Source organism: Virgibacillus salinus (genome assembly GCF_900102415.1).
Lineage (GTDB): Bacteria > Bacillota > Bacilli > Bacillales > Amphibacillaceae > Lentibacillus > Lentibacillus subterraneus.
The window spans coordinates 186,289-203,413 of the sequence record NZ_FNKD01000005.1 but is presented as its reverse complement, the minus strand read 5'-3'; the positions used below and the strand labels follow the sequence as shown (position 1 = coordinate 203,413).

At 36.9% G+C, this 17,125-nt stretch carries 11 protein-coding genes; 6 read left to right on the top strand and 5 right to left on the bottom strand.

Going from position 1 to position 17,125, the window contains the following annotated elements; all coding sequences use genetic code 11:
- The first annotated feature begins 314 nt into the window (after nucleotides 1-314).
- The 5 genes from BLS02_RS18040 (at nucleotide 315) to BLS02_RS19465 (ending at nucleotide 10,817) form a co-directional block, all read left to right on the top strand.
- Nucleotides 315-4,145 (top strand): UvrD-helicase domain-containing protein, encoded by a 3,831-nt coding sequence (locus BLS02_RS18040; protein WP_092494421.1) that lies wholly within the window; start codon nucleotides 315-317, stop codon nucleotides 4,143-4,145.
- A 1,074-nt stretch (nucleotides 4,146-5,219) separates the two neighbouring features.
- Entirely contained in the window at nucleotides 5,220-6,716 is a 1,497-nt protein-coding gene (gene rlmD, locus BLS02_RS18035) for a 23S rRNA (uracil(1939)-C(5))-methyltransferase RlmD (RefSeq protein ID WP_092494420.1), read from the top strand.
- A 311-nt stretch (nucleotides 6,717-7,027) separates the two neighbouring features.
- Nucleotides 7,028-9,163, top strand: coding sequence for a type IA DNA topoisomerase (gene topB / locus BLS02_RS18030; RefSeq protein WP_092494419.1), 2,136 nt, complete (start codon nucleotides 7,028-7,030; stop codon nucleotides 9,161-9,163).
- Between the two features lie 798 nt (nucleotides 9,164-9,961).
- Nucleotides 9,962-10,375, top strand: a complete 414-nt coding sequence (locus tag BLS02_RS18025) for a helix-turn-helix domain-containing protein (protein ID WP_092494418.1) — start codon at nucleotides 9,962-9,964, stop codon at nucleotides 10,373-10,375.
- Nucleotides 10,376-10,736: 361 nt separating this feature from the next.
- Complete coding sequence (locus BLS02_RS19465) at nucleotides 10,737-10,817, top strand: putative holin-like toxin (RefSeq protein ID WP_368073030.1); 81 nt, start codon at nucleotides 10,737-10,739, stop codon at nucleotides 10,815-10,817.
- A gap of 211 nt (nucleotides 10,818-11,028) precedes the next feature.
- On the opposite strand, the gene betB is transcribed toward BLS02_RS19465, so the two are convergent.
- The 4 genes from betB to BLS02_RS18005 are packed head-to-tail and all read right to left on the bottom strand — an operon-like array spanning nucleotide 11,029 to nucleotide 14,986.
- Nucleotides 11,029-12,501: a betaine-aldehyde dehydrogenase gene (gene betB, locus BLS02_RS18020; protein WP_092494417.1), complete on the bottom strand. Its 1,473-nt coding sequence runs from the start codon at nucleotides 12,499-12,501 to the stop codon at nucleotides 11,029-11,031.
- A gap of 39 nt (nucleotides 12,502-12,540) precedes the next feature.
- Nucleotides 12,541-13,533: an NAD(P)/FAD-dependent oxidoreductase gene (locus BLS02_RS18015; RefSeq protein ID WP_092494416.1), complete on the bottom strand. Its 993-nt coding sequence runs from the start codon at nucleotides 13,531-13,533 to the stop codon at nucleotides 12,541-12,543.
- Between the two features lie 14 nt (nucleotides 13,534-13,547).
- Nucleotides 13,548-13,904 carry a Rieske (2Fe-2S) protein gene (locus BLS02_RS18010; protein ID WP_092494415.1) on the bottom strand — a complete coding sequence of 119 codons (357 nt, stop codon included), beginning with the start codon at nucleotides 13,902-13,904 and terminating at the stop codon, nucleotides 13,548-13,550.
- A 14-nt stretch (nucleotides 13,905-13,918) separates the two neighbouring features.
- A complete protein-coding gene (locus BLS02_RS18005; protein WP_092494414.1) occupies nucleotides 13,919-14,986 on the bottom strand; it encodes an amidohydrolase family protein in 1,068 nt (355 codons plus the stop codon).
- 425 nt (nucleotides 14,987-15,411) lie between these two features.
- Here BLS02_RS18005 and BLS02_RS18000 point away from each other — a divergent pair, with 425 nt between their 5' ends.
- The gene (locus tag BLS02_RS18000; protein WP_092494413.1) at nucleotides 15,412-16,578 is read left to right on the top strand and encodes a D-alanyl-D-alanine carboxypeptidase family protein; all 1,167 of its coding nucleotides are present in this window, start codon (nucleotides 15,412-15,414) and stop codon (nucleotides 16,576-16,578) included.
- Nucleotides 16,579-16,633: 55 nt separating this feature from the next.
- On the opposite strand, the gene BLS02_RS17995 is transcribed toward BLS02_RS18000, so the two are convergent.
- A complete protein-coding gene (locus BLS02_RS17995; RefSeq protein WP_092494412.1) occupies nucleotides 16,634-17,125 on the bottom strand; it encodes a hypothetical protein in 492 nt (163 codons plus the stop codon).

Here is a 17,125-nt window from a genome sequence, read left to right as displayed (position 1 = left end):
TCAAAAAACATATAGAAGAGAAGTTTAAGTTTGACGGTAATGGATATTATGGATGGTCTACTTTAAAATATTTCCTTTATGAATATGAGCAACACGTTCAAAGTAAAGCAGGGAGAGGAGTTTCTGCGAAACTTAGCTGGTCTTCCTTCGAAAAAAATGCTGACACAATTGAACACATATTTCCTGTTGAAGCCTCTAAGGACTGTTGGAAGACTAATTTTGGGCAGTTCGATAATCTCGAGCAGAAATATTATTGAAGAGCATCAACCAATAATATCATTCAATTCAAAAAGGTTAAGAATCTGAGGTGAAATATGGGTCTATTTGATTTTTTCTTTAAAAGAAAACAAGAAGAGGTACGCATAGATAAAGAATTAAATGAAATTAAAAAAGGGCAAAGCGATAAATTCTTATCATACTTGCCAAGACGGACTTATCAATATTTTGAATTGTGGCATGAAGAAATGAGCCTAAAAAAAGACTATATAAATATAATTAGTAATATTCAAAGTGGGAGAGACTCACTTTTATCAGACAGGGAGAATGAGCTTTTAATTAAATTATTTTCGACGAATATTATTAGTAGGCAGAATATAGCTGAGTATTGTTTTAGATTTAATGATATTCAAAGTGAAGATGTCCTTTGGAACAAGATTATTGAGTATTTGGAAAGGTATGATTATAGAAGTGCTGACCAAGAATATTATAAATATGTTGATTTTCTTCAGAAAGAAGAATACGTGGATTTAAAAAACTCATACCGAGAAGAATCCGCATGGACTCGAATTAACAGTTGCCTTAAATCAGGAAAAATTACAAAGGCTGATCTTATATGGGGAAATCATAAAGATATTATCCCGGAAAAGAAATATGAAATCGCTAAAGAAAAGAATGCTGAACATATACGCACATTACAAAAAGGGGCTATTTTTGACATAATAGCATACCTGGAAGGACAGGATGTTAAAGCAGCAGAGAAAATATATTATAAATTTCGGGATATTATAACAGAGGCCGATTATGCTGAGGCTAAGCAAGAAGCTCAAAAACAACTCAAAAACTCTGTCTTGAAAAAGATCAAGAGAAATGTGGAAAGACGGGACATTCAGAAAGCGGAGCAAATATATAGTAGGTTTAAAAATATTATAACAAATAATGATTACGAAGAAGCAAAGCAAGCTGCTCAAAAAAGGGTTAAAGATTCTACCCTAAAAAGAATTGCAAAGAATTTAGAAAATCAAGATATAAAAAACGCAGAACAAATTCATAGTGATTTTCAAGACTTAATAACAAATAAAGAATATAATGAATTACTACGACAATATGGCAAGAATATTAAAATTCCAATACTAAATAAAATTAAAGTTCTTCTTGATGATTTTCAGACTGAAGCTGCTGAACAAGAATACCTTAAATTTCGAAAAATAGTAACAGAGAAAGAATATCATAAGGTTAAAATAGAATCACAAGTAAAAATTAAAAGTAATGCCTGGCAAAGAATTAGAGATTACTTGGGAAAAAATGAATTTGAAATGGCTGAAAATGAATATAACAAACATAAAGACATTATACCTAAATCTGAATATTTAAAGGAGAAATTAAATTATAGCAAACAAATTGAAAGTTCAGTTTGGAATCAAATCATCGATAAATTTGAGCAATTTAATTTAATAGCAGCAGAAGACTTATATAATAAATTTCAATATATTATAAATAAAGAAAAATACGTTAAAGAGAAACAAAAATGTGAGTTGGCAAAATGCCTATTGGATGAGATTATTAATCATTTAAGGCAGTACAATTTCAAAAAGGCAGACGAGTTAGCTAATCAGAATAATGTGTTCACAACACTACAAAAGGAAATTTATAAAAAGTATAAAGTAGATTATTTAAAGGATTACTTCTTCGAAAGTTATATTGAAGATGGTAAACCATTCAAATTAGATGAACAGCAAAGTGCAGCAGTAGCATCAAGTAACCAAAATACTTTAGTGTCAGCTAGAGCTGGCTCGGGGAAAACTAGAACTATTGTAGCCAAAATATTATATCTTTTAGAAAAAGAACAACTCCCTAGAGATTCAGTATATGTTTTTGCTTTCAATAAAAATGTTCCTGTAGAGATTTCGCAAAGAATACAGAACCAAATCAGGTTACGCAATAATTCACAGAAATATAGTGAAGTGGATGTTGCACATACTTTTCACAAGGTAGCCTTAAAATGGGCAAAGCCTGAGGGGAAAGTATTAGCAGAGAATAAACGAATATTTATAAAATTGATTATTGATCATTTGAAACAATCTGATCCAAATTTTGCTGCAAGAGTGTACAAACTCTTTAGAAATGAGAGCATGAAGGTTGAAAGAACTCAATTCAAAGATCCTGAGGCATATTATACGTTTATTAGAAACAAGAAGTATTTTACATTAAATGGAGAAATTGTAAAATCACTTGGCGAAAAATGGATTGCAGATTTTCTATTCGAACATGGGATTGATTATCGTTATGAATATAGTTTTTATCCAGGGTATATTAATCCTTCTGAAATAAAAGAAAGTGAAAAAGACAAACAAACATGCAAAGCAATTCTTAAAAATATGACTTCTGAAATAAAACCAGATTTCTATCTGATAAAAGAAAAAGTGGTCTGGGAACACTGGGGAATAGATGAAAAAGAAACTAATGAAATTAGCAAAAAAGAATTTGGCCAAATATTTGAAACCTCTTGGCAAGATTATCGAAGTAAAATGCAGGTGAAAAGAGATTTCTGGGGCGTTTGGCGGAAGTCTCTAAATTCAAAGCATTGGGCTATAAAATCTATTCGAGATGTAAATAAATTGATTGAAACATCTGTAAGTGATTTAGACTACAACCGAGAGACCTTTGAGCTTCATTTAATTGAACTACTAAAAGCGGAAAACATTACAGTAATTAAAAGAAATCAAAATGAACTAATTCAGGAGGTATGGGAAAAGGTCATTAGTAAATTTGTGTTTATGATTGAATCTTTTATTAATAGATATCAACAAAGATTTTTTGATTCCGGGTTACTATTTAATGATCAAATTGAAAAGTATCATGATGACGAAAGAATCTATGAATTCTTAAAGTTAGGCCAAGAGGTACTGCAATTATATGAATGTCAATTAAATCAAGCTAATAAAATATCTAGTTTGAAACATTATGAACAGTATAGAATTGATTTTAACCAGCTAATATTGGAAGCTATAAAAAAAATAGAGAACGGAAATATAAATGAAGATATTCTAAAGATAAAATACATACTAATTGATGAATATCAAGATTTTTCAGAGCTGTTTTTCAGATTGATTAATTCAATTAGAAGCAAGAATCCTAATGTGAACTTCTTTTGTGTAGGTGATGACTGGCAAGCTATTAATAGGTTCGCTGGATCAGATGTGGAGTATTTCCACAAATTTAATAGTTATTTTGCCAACGCTATAGTTAAGGAAATATCCACAAATTATAGAAGTTCTGAAGAAATAATTTCTAAATCTAATAAATTTATGTATGAGAGTTTATTCGATGGTTCACCAGCAAAAGCTTTTAGAAAAGGAACTGGATTTAATGTTGATATTAAGGAAGTTGATGATGTTTATATTGAACTACGGGAAGGAAATGATTTTTTTCTAAGGGATAAAATTTATATTGAACAATTTATAAGTGGTAATGGAGTTAAGGAAAATGAATACCAAATAAAGGCGAGGTATTTAAAAAAATGTGTAGAAATAATTAAGGAATATCCTAAAAAGAAAATACTGATCTTACACAGAAATAATTATTTTAAATTTAAAGGCTTAGAACAGTTTTTTAATAAACTTATCAAAGTACTGGTTAAGCTACAAATTATCAAGTCTGAAAAAGAGTGCAAAGAAAGAGTAACAATTAAAACGATGCACGCATCTAAAGGTCTTGAATCAGATGTAGTAATACTCTTAGAAATAAATCAGGGCATAATTCCTATGTTCCACCCAGATACCGAACTTTTCAAAATCTTTGGGGAGGAGATAGAAAATAATTTAGATGATCAAAGACGGCTTTTTTATGTTGCAATGACAAGAGCTAAGGAAAATCTGTATATACTTACCGAAAAAGAGAAAAGATCGGATTTTTTAAAACTTTTATAAACTAGTTTGGGTTTAGTTTTGATTTTGTTAACTCGGGACTCAAAAAACATAAAATAAGGTAAACACCACTACATCAATATGTCTGCGATCACTACTCATGCCAGGTGGAATGTAGGAACCTTCACAAAGTTATCATTATATGAACTGTATCAATTTGTTCATTAAATTATTGGCTGAGTTACTTCTTTGCTAAAGATGAGGAAGCATTCTATGTCCAATCTAGAAATGTGGTCCTTGTTAAGAAATTAATGCTAACAAAATGCTAACATTTTGCTAACGCAGTGAAGTTAAAAACATAATTTCCCGTTAAAGATGTTACAAACCAAAAAATTGAAAACGTTGATATATCGCACTTTTAAGACATGATGTTAAAGGTGTTACAGCATATCATCTTATGCCGGGCATGATGTAATCCAAAAAATGAAAATGACCTGAGAGTTGAACTATACTTCCATTCCCTTGATATAAAAGGGTTTTGATGTTAGTGAAAGTATGACTTAACATTGTAAATATAATAAGAGGCTTTTCTTAAGTTAAATCTAACTTTTGAGAAGCCTCTTTTTTAATGTATAGGAAATTATAAATTTAAGTGTTGTGGATAATTGGACTTCCGAATCAGCGACGTCCAGCTCCGACGTACAGGACGTACTAGTGCCGGTGATGCCACAGGACGTGGCGTTCTCACCGGCCAGCGCCTAGCGCCTAGTGGACTTCCCTCCCCGTTTCTAAGAAAGAAATAAAGGATGTTCGACTAAAACCACCACATCCTGTGGCAACGTCGAACTACCCCACGTCCTGTGGGGCAGCTTACGCTCTTCGTGTATTCTTTAACAGGGAACAGGAAGACCGGCTAAGACCGCCGCTTTGCGCGGAAACGTCGACCCACCCGCAGCGCTGAGCGCAGTCCATACTGCGCTGAACAGGCGCTCGCTTTTGTTCTCTCTCTTGTTAGATTTCTGTACAATTTTTGTGTTGAGAGTGACCAAGGCGATTTTTACGATAGTTCGTTTTACTTGCTGGCTTTGTGTATTATATAATGAGGTGTCAAAGAAGAAGGAAAGATGGGAAGTGCCTATGACTAAAAAAAAGAATAGCGAATCTAGAAAAAAGGGAAAAAAGCACAATAAATCTGAAAAACAGTACGTGGCACGTGGGAGTCGAACGGAAGGCGGCAAATCAAAAGGCAAGCATACGGCGAATAATGCGCGTCAGCGTAGCCAGAAAAACGCAACCGCAGAGGTAACCTGCTCAGGTCTGACCAATGATGGAAAAGGCATTGTTCAGTGGAAAGGGAAGCAACTGGAAGTAGCGCATCTAATGCCTGGTGAGACGGCTGAGGTGAACATTTCTAAGAAAGGGCGTTTTTTCGATACAGAGCTGAAGCGGGTGATTAAACCTTCAGAAGACCGTGCCAATTTATCGCGCTCATCTTATTACGAGGGCGTGGGGTGCCATATTCAGCACATGAATGAGCATGCCCAAAAGCGTTTCAAACAGAAAATTATAGATGAACTAATGAAGCCTTTCGGAAAACCAGAGCCAATCATAACCATGGAGCTTCCGTTTTACTACCGTAACAAAAATGTTATGACATTCGGTTTGAATAAAAAAAGGCAGATTATATGTGGGCTATACGCTGAAAATACTCATCAGATAATACCAATGGAAAGGTCCATCATCCATGATCAAAAAGCGGATGAGATTATTCAAACCATCAAGGGGATGATGAAGTCCTTTAAAATGCAGCCTTACAACGAAGACACTGGGCAGGGATTTTTGCGACACGTATTGGTGAGGGTCGGAAAGAAAAGCGGTGAAATCATGGTAGTGCTGGTAGCTGCTTCACCTATGTTCAAGGGCAGTAATAATTTTGTGAAAGCACTAAGAAAAGAGCATCCAGAAATTACGACTATCCTGCTGAACGTCAATAACCGGGACACCAGTATGGTTCTGGGCAAGCAAGAAAAAGTACTGTTTGGCAAGGGTACCATAACAGATACACTCTGCGGACTGAAGTTCGATATCTCGGCGAAATCCTTCTATCAGATTAATCCGGTCCAGACGGAAAAGTTGTATGCAAAGGCAATTGACATGGCAGAGCTGACTGGAAAGGAAACTGTGGTGGATGCGTATTGCGGCATCGGCACTATTGGTCTGATTGCCAGTAAGAAAGCCGGAAAGGTCATTGGTGTGGAGTTGAATAATGATGCGGTTCGTGATGCTATCCATAATTCAAAGCGCAACGGTGTGAAAAACGCCCGATTCTATCAGGGCGATGCCGGGGAGTTCATGGTGAAGATGGCAGCACGTGGTGAGAAAGCTGATGTGGTGATAATGGATCCGCCACGAAGCGGGAGTGACGAAGCGTTCTTATCCAGCATGGTGAAGCTGCAGCCGAAGCGGGTAGTGTATGTGTCTTGTAACCCGGTGACTCAGGCACGGGATTTGAAGTACTTGGAGAAGAACGGCTATGCGGTTGAAGGTATTCAGCCGGTGGATATGTTTCCGCAGACGGCGCATGTCGAAGCGGTCGCAAAATTAGTACTAAAAGAAGAAGCAGGTAACCGATAACTTTATTGAAATGTTTGAAAAGAGGGTCTGCTGGTTCCCCCTTACAGATTTTCACGCTATCGCTTTTATGTGAGGGACGAAAATGAGATAGATGCGGAGTGTCACATGAACAAAGGGTTTATGTGGCACTTCAAGTATCTGGAACAAGCTACACGAAATTATTTTGAAAAATAAAAAAATATTTGCGTTAACCATTGATTTAAGTATTTGAACGGGGTATAATAAATGGAAACATATGTTCGTTAAAGAAGGGTTTCAAGGAATCACATCTCATATTACTATTAAGTTTCATTGAAGGGAGTGGAGAGACCATGACGAAAGTGGTCATCTTAGCGGAAAAACCCTCTCAGGCAAAAGCATATGCAGAGGCCTTTACGATTTTGGAAAAAACGAAAACTTACATTCAATTAAAGCCAGATGATACATTCCCAAATGGTGCGACAATCACGTGGGGAGTCGGCCATCTGGTTGAATTAAATGAACCCCATGATTATAAGCCCGAGTGGAAGAAGTGGAAGCTTGATCAACTGCCGATTGTTCCAGAGAGGTTCCATGAGAAGGTCTCTAAAGGAAAGTGGGAGCAGTTTCGAGCGGTCAAGAAGTTATTCCTGCAGGCGGATGTGCTTGTGAATGCGGCAGATGTCGATCGGGAAGGGTCGAATATTTTTTACAGTATTCTTCGCTTAACGGGTGTAAAAGGAAAGCCTATTCGACGTTTGTGGATTAATTCTCTCGAGAGAGATGAAGTACGTAAAGGATTTAAGAATTTACAAAACAACGAAAGGGATTTGCGGTTGTTTGATGAAGCGAAAGCCCGTCAAATCAGTGATTGGATGGTTGGGATCAATGCTAGTCGCTTGTTTACTTTGCTTTTGCAGAAAAAAGGTTTCCCAAGCTATTTATCGATTGGACGCGTCCAGTCTCCTACAGTTTATTTAATCTATCAAAGGCACAAGCAAATTGAAAACTTTAAATCCGAACCCTTTTACCAGATTGAGGGGTCTTTTCAATCGGAAGCAGGTATATATCAAGGGTTGGCTGAGATTAAGGAAAAGGATAAGACAAAGGTGCAGGCACTTTTGGATGAGTATGGGCTCAAAGAAGAGGTGGATTTAATAGGGATTGTCCAAAATACAGACAAAAAGACAAAACATCAAAAGTCACCTAAACTGCATTCGCTTTCCACCCTGCAAAGTGTTGCCAACAGACGTTGGAAATATACACCGTCGCAAGTCCTCAAGACGTTGCAAAAACTCTATGAAAAGCGCCTTGTCACCTATCCACGAACAGACTGTAACTTTATAACCGAACATGAATTTGCTTATTTAGTGGATAACTTGAATTCGTATCAGGAAGTGTTGAACATCTCGTTCAAACCTGCGTCCCTAAAACCCAATAAACGGTATGTAAACAGTGGCAAGGTTCAGGAACACTATGCGGTCATTCCGACAAAATCAGTCCCCTCTCAAAAAAAGCTGACTGGACTAAGCTATGAAGAACGTAATATTTATCATGAAGTTCTGGCCACGACCCTTGCGATGTTCCATACGGATTGCGTGTATGAAGAGACTACGATTTTTACAAATGTTCATGACTTATCCTTTAAAACTACGGGCAAAAGAGAACTGAAAAGCGGCTGGAAAGAGCTATTTCCAAAGCCGTCTAAATCAAAACAGGAGAAGGAAGCAAATCTTCCGTATGTCCAAAATGGTGAGCAGGTAGGCGCACGGCTTCATATTAAGGAAAGTATGACGCAGCCGCCGAAGCCGTACACAGAAGGTCAGCTGATCAATATGATGAAAACCTGCGGAAAGCTAATGGATGATGAGGAAGATGTGGAGATTTTAAAGGAAGTTGAAGGTTTGGGAACAGAAGCCACTCGTTCAAGTATTATTGAAACGATTAAGACGCAGAAATATATTGAAGTGAGAAGAAACAACGTGTCTATCACAGATAAAGGAATTATGCTTTGTGAAGCGATTAAAGGAACGCTATTATCAAGCCCCTCTATGACCGCGAAATGGGAATCATACTTAAAGAAAATCGGCAGCGGTGAAGGATCGAAACAAGTATTTATCAAACAGACAAGCCAATTTATTGAAACATTAATTCAAGAAACCCCCGACTCGATTCAAAAGGTTAACGTTCGAAGCACCGGAGAGAAAAGCAAATGGAATGATCCAATCGCCAAATGCCCTTCCTGTCCTACAGGATCTATTATGGATCGATACAAATTTTATGGATGTTCCGCTTACAAAGAAGGGTGCAAAGTAACTTTTCCGAAAAAGTTAGCCGGAAAAACGTTAACGAAGAATATGATTAAAACGTTGTGTGAGATGAAGCGGACGAAAGTTCTAAAAGGATTTAAGGGAAAGAAAACGTTTAGTACAGCTTTAACACTAGATGAAGATTATAAGATTAAATTTGATTTTGCAAAGAATGCTTGAAGAAAGAATTTTCCTGCCATCCACTGTAGAGCTTATACAGCGAGAACATGGGATTTGTAGCTGGTTACGCCCTTAAATTCTTGTTGTGGAAGGAAGGATTTGTTAGTAAGGTGAGAGTGGTAGCTTAACTGAATTAGAACAAGCAGTATCCAAAACGTTGATTGAAGTCCCAATAAATGAGGAAATATTGAACTATTATTCCTAGCTTCAGTATTGTTAAGTGATTTGGATAATGAACAATTATCTTGCATTTCAAAAAAATAACGTGGAACTTGTTCATAAATGTGACTGATATGGATATTCTAACATAAAAGATATAGTCCGCTACTTTGACTTTTACGAAATTGAAGTCAAATGGTTATATTCTTGGATCGAGCAAGATGGTCGGTTCATATTGACATGCTTTTCATACTACTGGCGCACTTCCTCCTGGTAGAAGAAAGGATGCAGTTCCACTTGATTGATCCTCGGTAATATTAAATCATTTAAGTGATACAGTTGTAATCAGGCTCTTCTGTATATTAATCGCAAAGGAATTTTACAGAAGAAATAGAATATATTCTTATAAAGAGTTTACATTAAAACAGAAAGGAGTTAAGGAACTATACCTCAGTCTTGTATTAATAAACAGAAGGTTAATTCGCTTAACTCCACAATTTCTTGAATTTAATATTACCCATTTCTACCTTTATCAAATGTTTCATGGATTATTTCTATAACATCTTCTTTATCATTATTTTTAATCATTTTTTATCATCCTTTCAACTATACATTGTCCCAAAGTGAGGTGATTTATACGTGAAAAAAATTACTATTGAATTAAATGATGAAACATATGAACAAATAAGAGAAATAACAGAACTGGAAAATTTAATAAATCGCCACAGAGACAAAAATAGAAGTGACAATTATAAAACTGAGGAGTTTGTTGTGGGTTGTATAGTGGATAAAGTAGAACAAATAAAACATTTTAATAAGGTTAACCCATTGATTAAAAACAATGCACAGGCAAAAGTGAAGAACAGATTTAAAGAAATCGCTAAAAATAAAAATATCTATATTAAAGATGTGGCTGACCAACTGGACATGCAACCGCCAAATATAAGCAAAATATTTAACAACGTGTCTCAGCCACGATTAGAGTTGTTTATCAAAATTTGGATTGTGCTAGGATCCCCGCCGTTAAGCCAATGTATTTACTTGGAAGAATAAGGTGTTTTGTCGCTTAGGCTTTTTTTTTTGCGTTTTTAAATAATAAATGTAATAAGACGAGCAGGTCTGCCCATATCATTATATATATTAAAATTATAAAGTAAGTATCAAAAACATTATGGGAGGATAATAATTCTTAACAGACCTTGAATTGCAAAATAAACAACTATTTATAAATGGCAAGATAGAGGAAAGGGTATTTAAGTCGCAAATGGATTACCCGAAATAGAATTAATTTTAGAGTGAATATATCGAGTAAAATGATAAATTAATAATAAGATAACCAACAAATCTACACAATAAAGCTTTCACAAATGGCGATTCACTACCCTGACTTAAAAGTGAGAGGGGATGGTGGCAGGTGACAGTGTTCGAAACGCTTGTACTAATGATCACTTTTGGGTCATTAATTGTGGCAGTTCTGTCAGACCAAAAAAAATAACCACCCATAAGCCTAGAAGGATAGAGGGTAGTTATTTTTGCTTGCCTAAGGGGATGAAAGTTCTGTGGCCAAATTGGTAATAGGCTAACGATATACTTTTCAAATGCTATTTAATCTTATATCTGGAATATCATGCAAGACTGCCACAGAAAGGACTCTGATACGACCTTCTGTGGCAGCCTTTAAATCATCGGTTATTGAAATAAAGAACTTATTTAAACCAATATATCGGCTCGGGCTTAGTGTTTAGGAAGATGTGTTTTACTTCTGTATATTCTTCAATGCCAGGTTTACCTAATTCCCGACCAATCCCTGATTGTTTGTAGCCGCCCCAGGGTGCTTGGGCGAAATATGGGTGAAAATCGTTAATCCATACCGTTCCCATGCGGAGTTCAGCAGCTACATGATTAGCTTTAAGCATATTTTCTGTCCAGACTGCACCTGCTAAGCCATAAATGGAATCGTTAGCTAATTGGATTGCTTCATCTTTGGTTGTAAAACGCTCAACTGTTAGTACAGGTCCAAATACTTCTTCTTGGACGATTTCCATATCTGTTGTGCAATCTGTGAAAATTGTTGGCCTATAAAAAAAGCCTTTCTGTAACTCAGGGGAATCAGGGCGCTCTCCGCCTGCGAGTAAAGTTGCCCCTTCTTGCTTCCCAATTGCTACAAAGCTTTCCACTTTTTCACGATGTTCGGCTGAAATCATTGGCCCGGATTGTGTCGTCTCATCAAACCCATTGCCAAGCTTAATTTTTTTAACACGCTCAGCTAATTGAGATACAAAGGAATCGTGGATTTTATCCTCTACGATTAACCTGGAACCAGCGCAACACACTTGACCGGCATGGAAGTAAGCTGCGTTAAGTGCCTGATCCAATGCAGTTTCCAAATCAGCATCGGCAAAAACGATATTTGGATTTTTACCACCAAGCTCCAAAGCAATGTTTTTCATGGAATCGGCTGCAGCTTTCATTATTTTCTTTCCTGTGTGAATACCTCCAGTAAAGGATACGAGGTCGACCATCTTGTTATCAACTAACTCTTGGCCGACCGTATCTCCAGCACCTAGTACTAAATTAAAGACACCGTTTGGTATTCCAGCCTCTTCGATTAACTCAGTAACTTTTATGGTAGTAAGTGGTGTGATTTCACTCGGTTTCAATACCACCGTATTACCAGCTGCAAGTGCAGGTGCTATCTTCCATGAAGCCTGGAGTAACGGATAATTCCATGGGGTGATTTGTGCACATACACCTATTGGTTCACGTACGACCTTACTTGAGGAATTAGGGATAGGTGATTCAATAACTTCTCCACCATCTTTGTCAGCTAGTCCAGCATAATAACGAAAAACTCCAGCAATATCATCCATATCTGCACGACTTTCTGCTATTGTTTTCCCTGTATCAAGTGTCTCTAGCTCAGCTAGTTCTTCTTTGTCGCGTTCAATAAAATCAGCCACCTTAAATATAAGCTTTCCACGCTCTGTGGCAGAAATGTTCCGCCAATCCCCACTATCAAAGGCGATTCTAGCAGCGTTGACAGCCTCTTGTGCAGTTGCTTTATCACCTTCAGCAGCAGTGGCGATGACTTCCTGGTTAAAGGGATTGATAATATCACGGGTTCGGTCATTGTGTGACTTGATCCATTCTCCGTTTATAAACATCCTTCTAATATACATTGAGAGTCCTCCAGCCATTTTTAATAATCGATTTTGTTGTCAAAACAGGCTAGTACTATGCTTTGGTTGAACTCGTGATTTGGGATCAATATATGATTTGGCATGATTAATAGCTATCGGCCCCTCACCGAACCCTAAGGCAATTAGGTTTACCTTGCCTTCGTGGATAGTAATATCACCTGCAGCATAAATACCATCAATATTCGTTTCCATTTTTGAATTCACTATGATAGATTTCTTCTGTAATTCTATTCCCCAGTCCTGTATAGGTCCTAGATTTGACTTGAATCCATGACTAACTATAAGCGAATCAATGTCCAAACTATTTTCCTCTGAACTATTTTTATTCCCAATTGTTACTTGTTTCAGTTCTCCATTTTCCCCTGATAAAGAATTAATAACATAAGGGGTAAATAAGGTAATGTTGGATGCTTGTAATTGTTCTACACTTTGTTCATGGGCGCGAAACTTATCACGACGGTGTACTAATGTGACTTCGCGGGCAACAGACTGTAACGTTAATGCCCAATCTACAGCTGAATCTCCTCCACCTGAAATCAGAACTCTTTTATTCCGAAATGTTTCGATATCACTAACACTGTAGTGCAGATGTGAACCTTCATATTCTATAGCATTTTCAATAGGCAGACGATGTGGGTGGAAGGCACCAACTCCGCCTGTGATTATTACTGTTTTTGAAAAGTATAAACCTTTTGTTGTTGTTATTTGGAATAATTTATCGTCTAATTTTTCTACATGTGTTACAGCTGTATCTAAGGATATATCAGGATCAAATGCTAATGCTTGTTCCTCAAGCTGTTTAACTAGCGTCTTGGCTTTTACATTTGGAAAGCCAGCAACGTCATAGATGTACTTTTCGGGATACAATGCAGTTAGCTGTCCACCCAGATCTGGCAGACTTTCAATTAAGTGAATATCCATTCCGCGCATACCTCCATAGAAAGTCGCAAATAATCCAGCGGGACCTCCTCCGATAATAGTCGCGTCATGGATGTGTTGTTCTTGATGCACAAAAACCACTCCAATTATTTATATACGATTACATAATCATTTTCTATTTTGACCGGAAAGCTTGGCAGTTTACGTTCTGGATTAGCTAGCATGCGGCCATCATCTTTTACGTCAAACTCACGTCCATGCCAAGGACAACGAAGAATTTCCCCATCCTGGCAAAATGTATATTCACCTGGGTTATCAGACTGGGGAGCACCACAAAGTTTACCTTTGGCTAAAGGGCCACCTTGATGAATACACTTATTTGTAAATGCGTAAAATTCTCCATCTAGAGTCTTACAAACTACTATAGAAATTCGTCCTATTACAGACTCTCTAAGTTCCCCCGGTTGCATATCATCGATGTGACAGACAGTTTGTTCCTTCATATGTTATCCCTCCTTTATTTTAATTTTGGATAAAATGCTCTGGCGTTTTCGGAAAATAGCTTTTTCTTTAAATCAGGGTCAAAATTCGGTATGGCTCGATGTGGCGAATCAAAATCCCAATGCGGATAATCCGTTGCAAAGCAGATCATTTCTTCTGAACCCATCTGATCAAGTACGGATAAGAAATCCTTCTTATTTAATTCTTCTGATGGCTGGGTGCAAAACCGGACATGTTCTTTCATAATGTCGCTGGGCTTTCTTTTAATCCACGGTACTTCGTGACGAAGGTCAGTATACTGCTGATCAAGCTTCCACATTAAGTGAGGAACAAAAGTAAAGCCGCCTTCAATCATCATAAGTTTAAGGTTTGGGAACTTCTCGAAAACACCATTGAAAATCATATTTGTGACCATCATCATGTGTGTTGTTGGCAGAAGACTGTGCCATTCTATAAAGTATCTTGGCCATTTACCATAATAAATAGGTGGCTCATTGTGATGCATGCCGATCATCAAATTGTGTTTTTCGGCAGCTTCATATATGGGGTGGAAATAAGGATCGCCCCACATCTTATCATCAATAGGCAGCAATATTTGAACCATTTTCGGATGTGAACCAACGCGTTCTATTTCACGAACGGCTCCACTTGGGTCTTCGGCGTTAATGTGTACAGAACCGTACAAACGCTCATCTTTTTCTAACCAATTCTCTATTTGCCAGTCATTATAGGCAGAAGCTAGTGCTGTCGCCATCTCATACCATCCGTGCATAGATGATGGTGAAGGATCCAAGGCACCGGTGAGAATACCGTACTCATGACCAATGTCATCAAGCAGTTGTTCCTGCATGAAGGGTAGATCAGACCCTGCTATTCCGCCATCTGGTGTTTTTGCATCAGCACGATTCACACCCGCCACAGAGGGTTGTGTATAGGGCAAATGTTTCTCCTGAATCCAATTTGCATCCTCTATATACCTTCTGTAAGGATTGTCTAAATACTTGAATAAATCTTTGTACAGGACACTTTCATGGATATCAACGTCAATAATTCTTTTTTTTGGCGATTGCTGGTTGTTATTCATTCTAAATCCTCCCAATTGTTTCCTAGTACTAGTACACTAACAGTCATTTTTCTATTGCCCAAACGGCGTAAAGAACCGTGAGTAACACTGAGTGGACTCAGTGACGTTCAGTAAACGTCAGTAAACCTTAGAAATACATTTACGGTTTTCTAATATTTCGTGATCTGGGCATCAGAGGGTTTTGTTACTGAATAAGTGCAACTTAGCCATTCACCATTAAGGCTTGTACAAAGTATAAGGGGTTCCAAGAAAGCAAAATACACTTTCATAAGAATCTATTTAACAAGTGCCGAGTTTTCTGAATAAATGAAAATATTCCCTTTATTTTCCTGTTACAATCAAATAACAATTAATTAATCTGGACAAAATATCAGTGAAAATAATATACAATAAAAATATATATCAACTAAGAAGCAGGTGTAATTGTGAATAGAATCATCTTATTCGTAGTGGTCATCGTAATCTTAAGCTCACCATCCCTGGCATATGCACATGCTGGATCTGGTGAGGAGCGGCCATCTGTGGTTAGCGAAGCTGCAATTGTAATGGATTCAGAAACCGGTACTGTACTTTATGAAAAAAGTTCCAAATCATCCATGTATCCAGCAAGTCTTACCAAAATCGCAACCGCAATCTATGCAATAGAGATAGGTGACTTGGATGATGTTGTAACTGTAAGTGAGAACGCTAGCGATGAAGAAGGTACAAGCGTTTTTTTGAATGAAGGGGAACAAGTTAAACTCAAAAAGCTTGTTCAGGGATTATTAATTAATTCTGGCAATGATGCCGGTGTGGCTATTGCGGAACACTTAAGCGGGAGTGTTGAACAATTCTCAACGGACTTAAATGCATATTTAAAAAATGAAATTGGTGTACAATATACACATTTTGAAAATCCTCATGGTCTTTATGATCCAAATCACGTTACTACAGCTGAAGATTTAGCCAAAATTACGAAATATGCTATGAAAAACCAAACGTTTCGGGATATTTTTGGTACAGTAGAATTGAAATGGAATGGTGAATCTTGGGATACAACCCTCTTGAAACATCATAAATTAGTTAGGCAAGTTATTCCGTATAAAGGCGCTACAGGTGGTAAAACAGGATATGTAAGTAAGTCCGGTTTCACCCTCGCAACTACAGCAGAGAGAAATGATTTGAACCTCATAGTAATTACTTTGAATAGTAATTTGTCGTCCGCTTCATACAATGATACTAAAAATCTGCTAAACTATGGATTTGAAAACTTTGAGCGATCCAGCGTTGCCAAAGGGACTACATTTAAAGCTGGTGAACAAACATATAAAACATCTGAAGAATTGAGATTTACCCATATGCAGGGTGAACAGGTGAATAGAGAAGTGAATGAGGATGGGACTTTGGATATTGTAAGGGAAGATGGCACTATCATTAATTCGTACCATCTTGATAAGTTATCTGATCGAGTAAAAATTAATGAGTCTAGTACTGTGAATAAGGATATTAAGACAAATTCAATGTTTGGTGATTATTTCCCCATGTTAGTAATAACTGCGATCATAATTGTTTTAAGTTTATTAGTCCTGTTCTATAGTCGGAAAAGAATATAAATGAAATAAAACAAAAAGGATTCCCGCTTATGTATATGCATTTGCATGGAATCCTTTATGTATTATGACCTTTTTCAAGTCGCTTCAACAACACCCATCGTATAGCCCCACCTATAAGCAGACCAAAATTTAAAAAGATTATTGGAAGCCATACTGGCCCAATTAAATGTCCAAAAATAGTAAACGTTTGCGAATAGATTAAACCAACTGTTACAAAGTAAGCTGAAAACACGAATGGCATAAATGCATACGGCTTACTCTCTCCCTCTGCGTCATTATAAGCATCCCACATCGCGAAGAAATATAGACATGGATAAAACATCAACCATTGGTAATTGGTTTGTTCAATGGCTTCACTGATATTACCATTAAAGCTAAGTAGGATTATTTGATTAAAATGCCCAAAAACATTAACAACAAATTCGAGTGTAATTAAGATAATTCCTTTAAGATACTTACCATTTAATAACTGTCCAAATCCAGGTAGGGCAATACTCCATAGCAGCTTTTCTAATTTGTCTTTGTTTTTCCCGTATTGTTTTTCCAT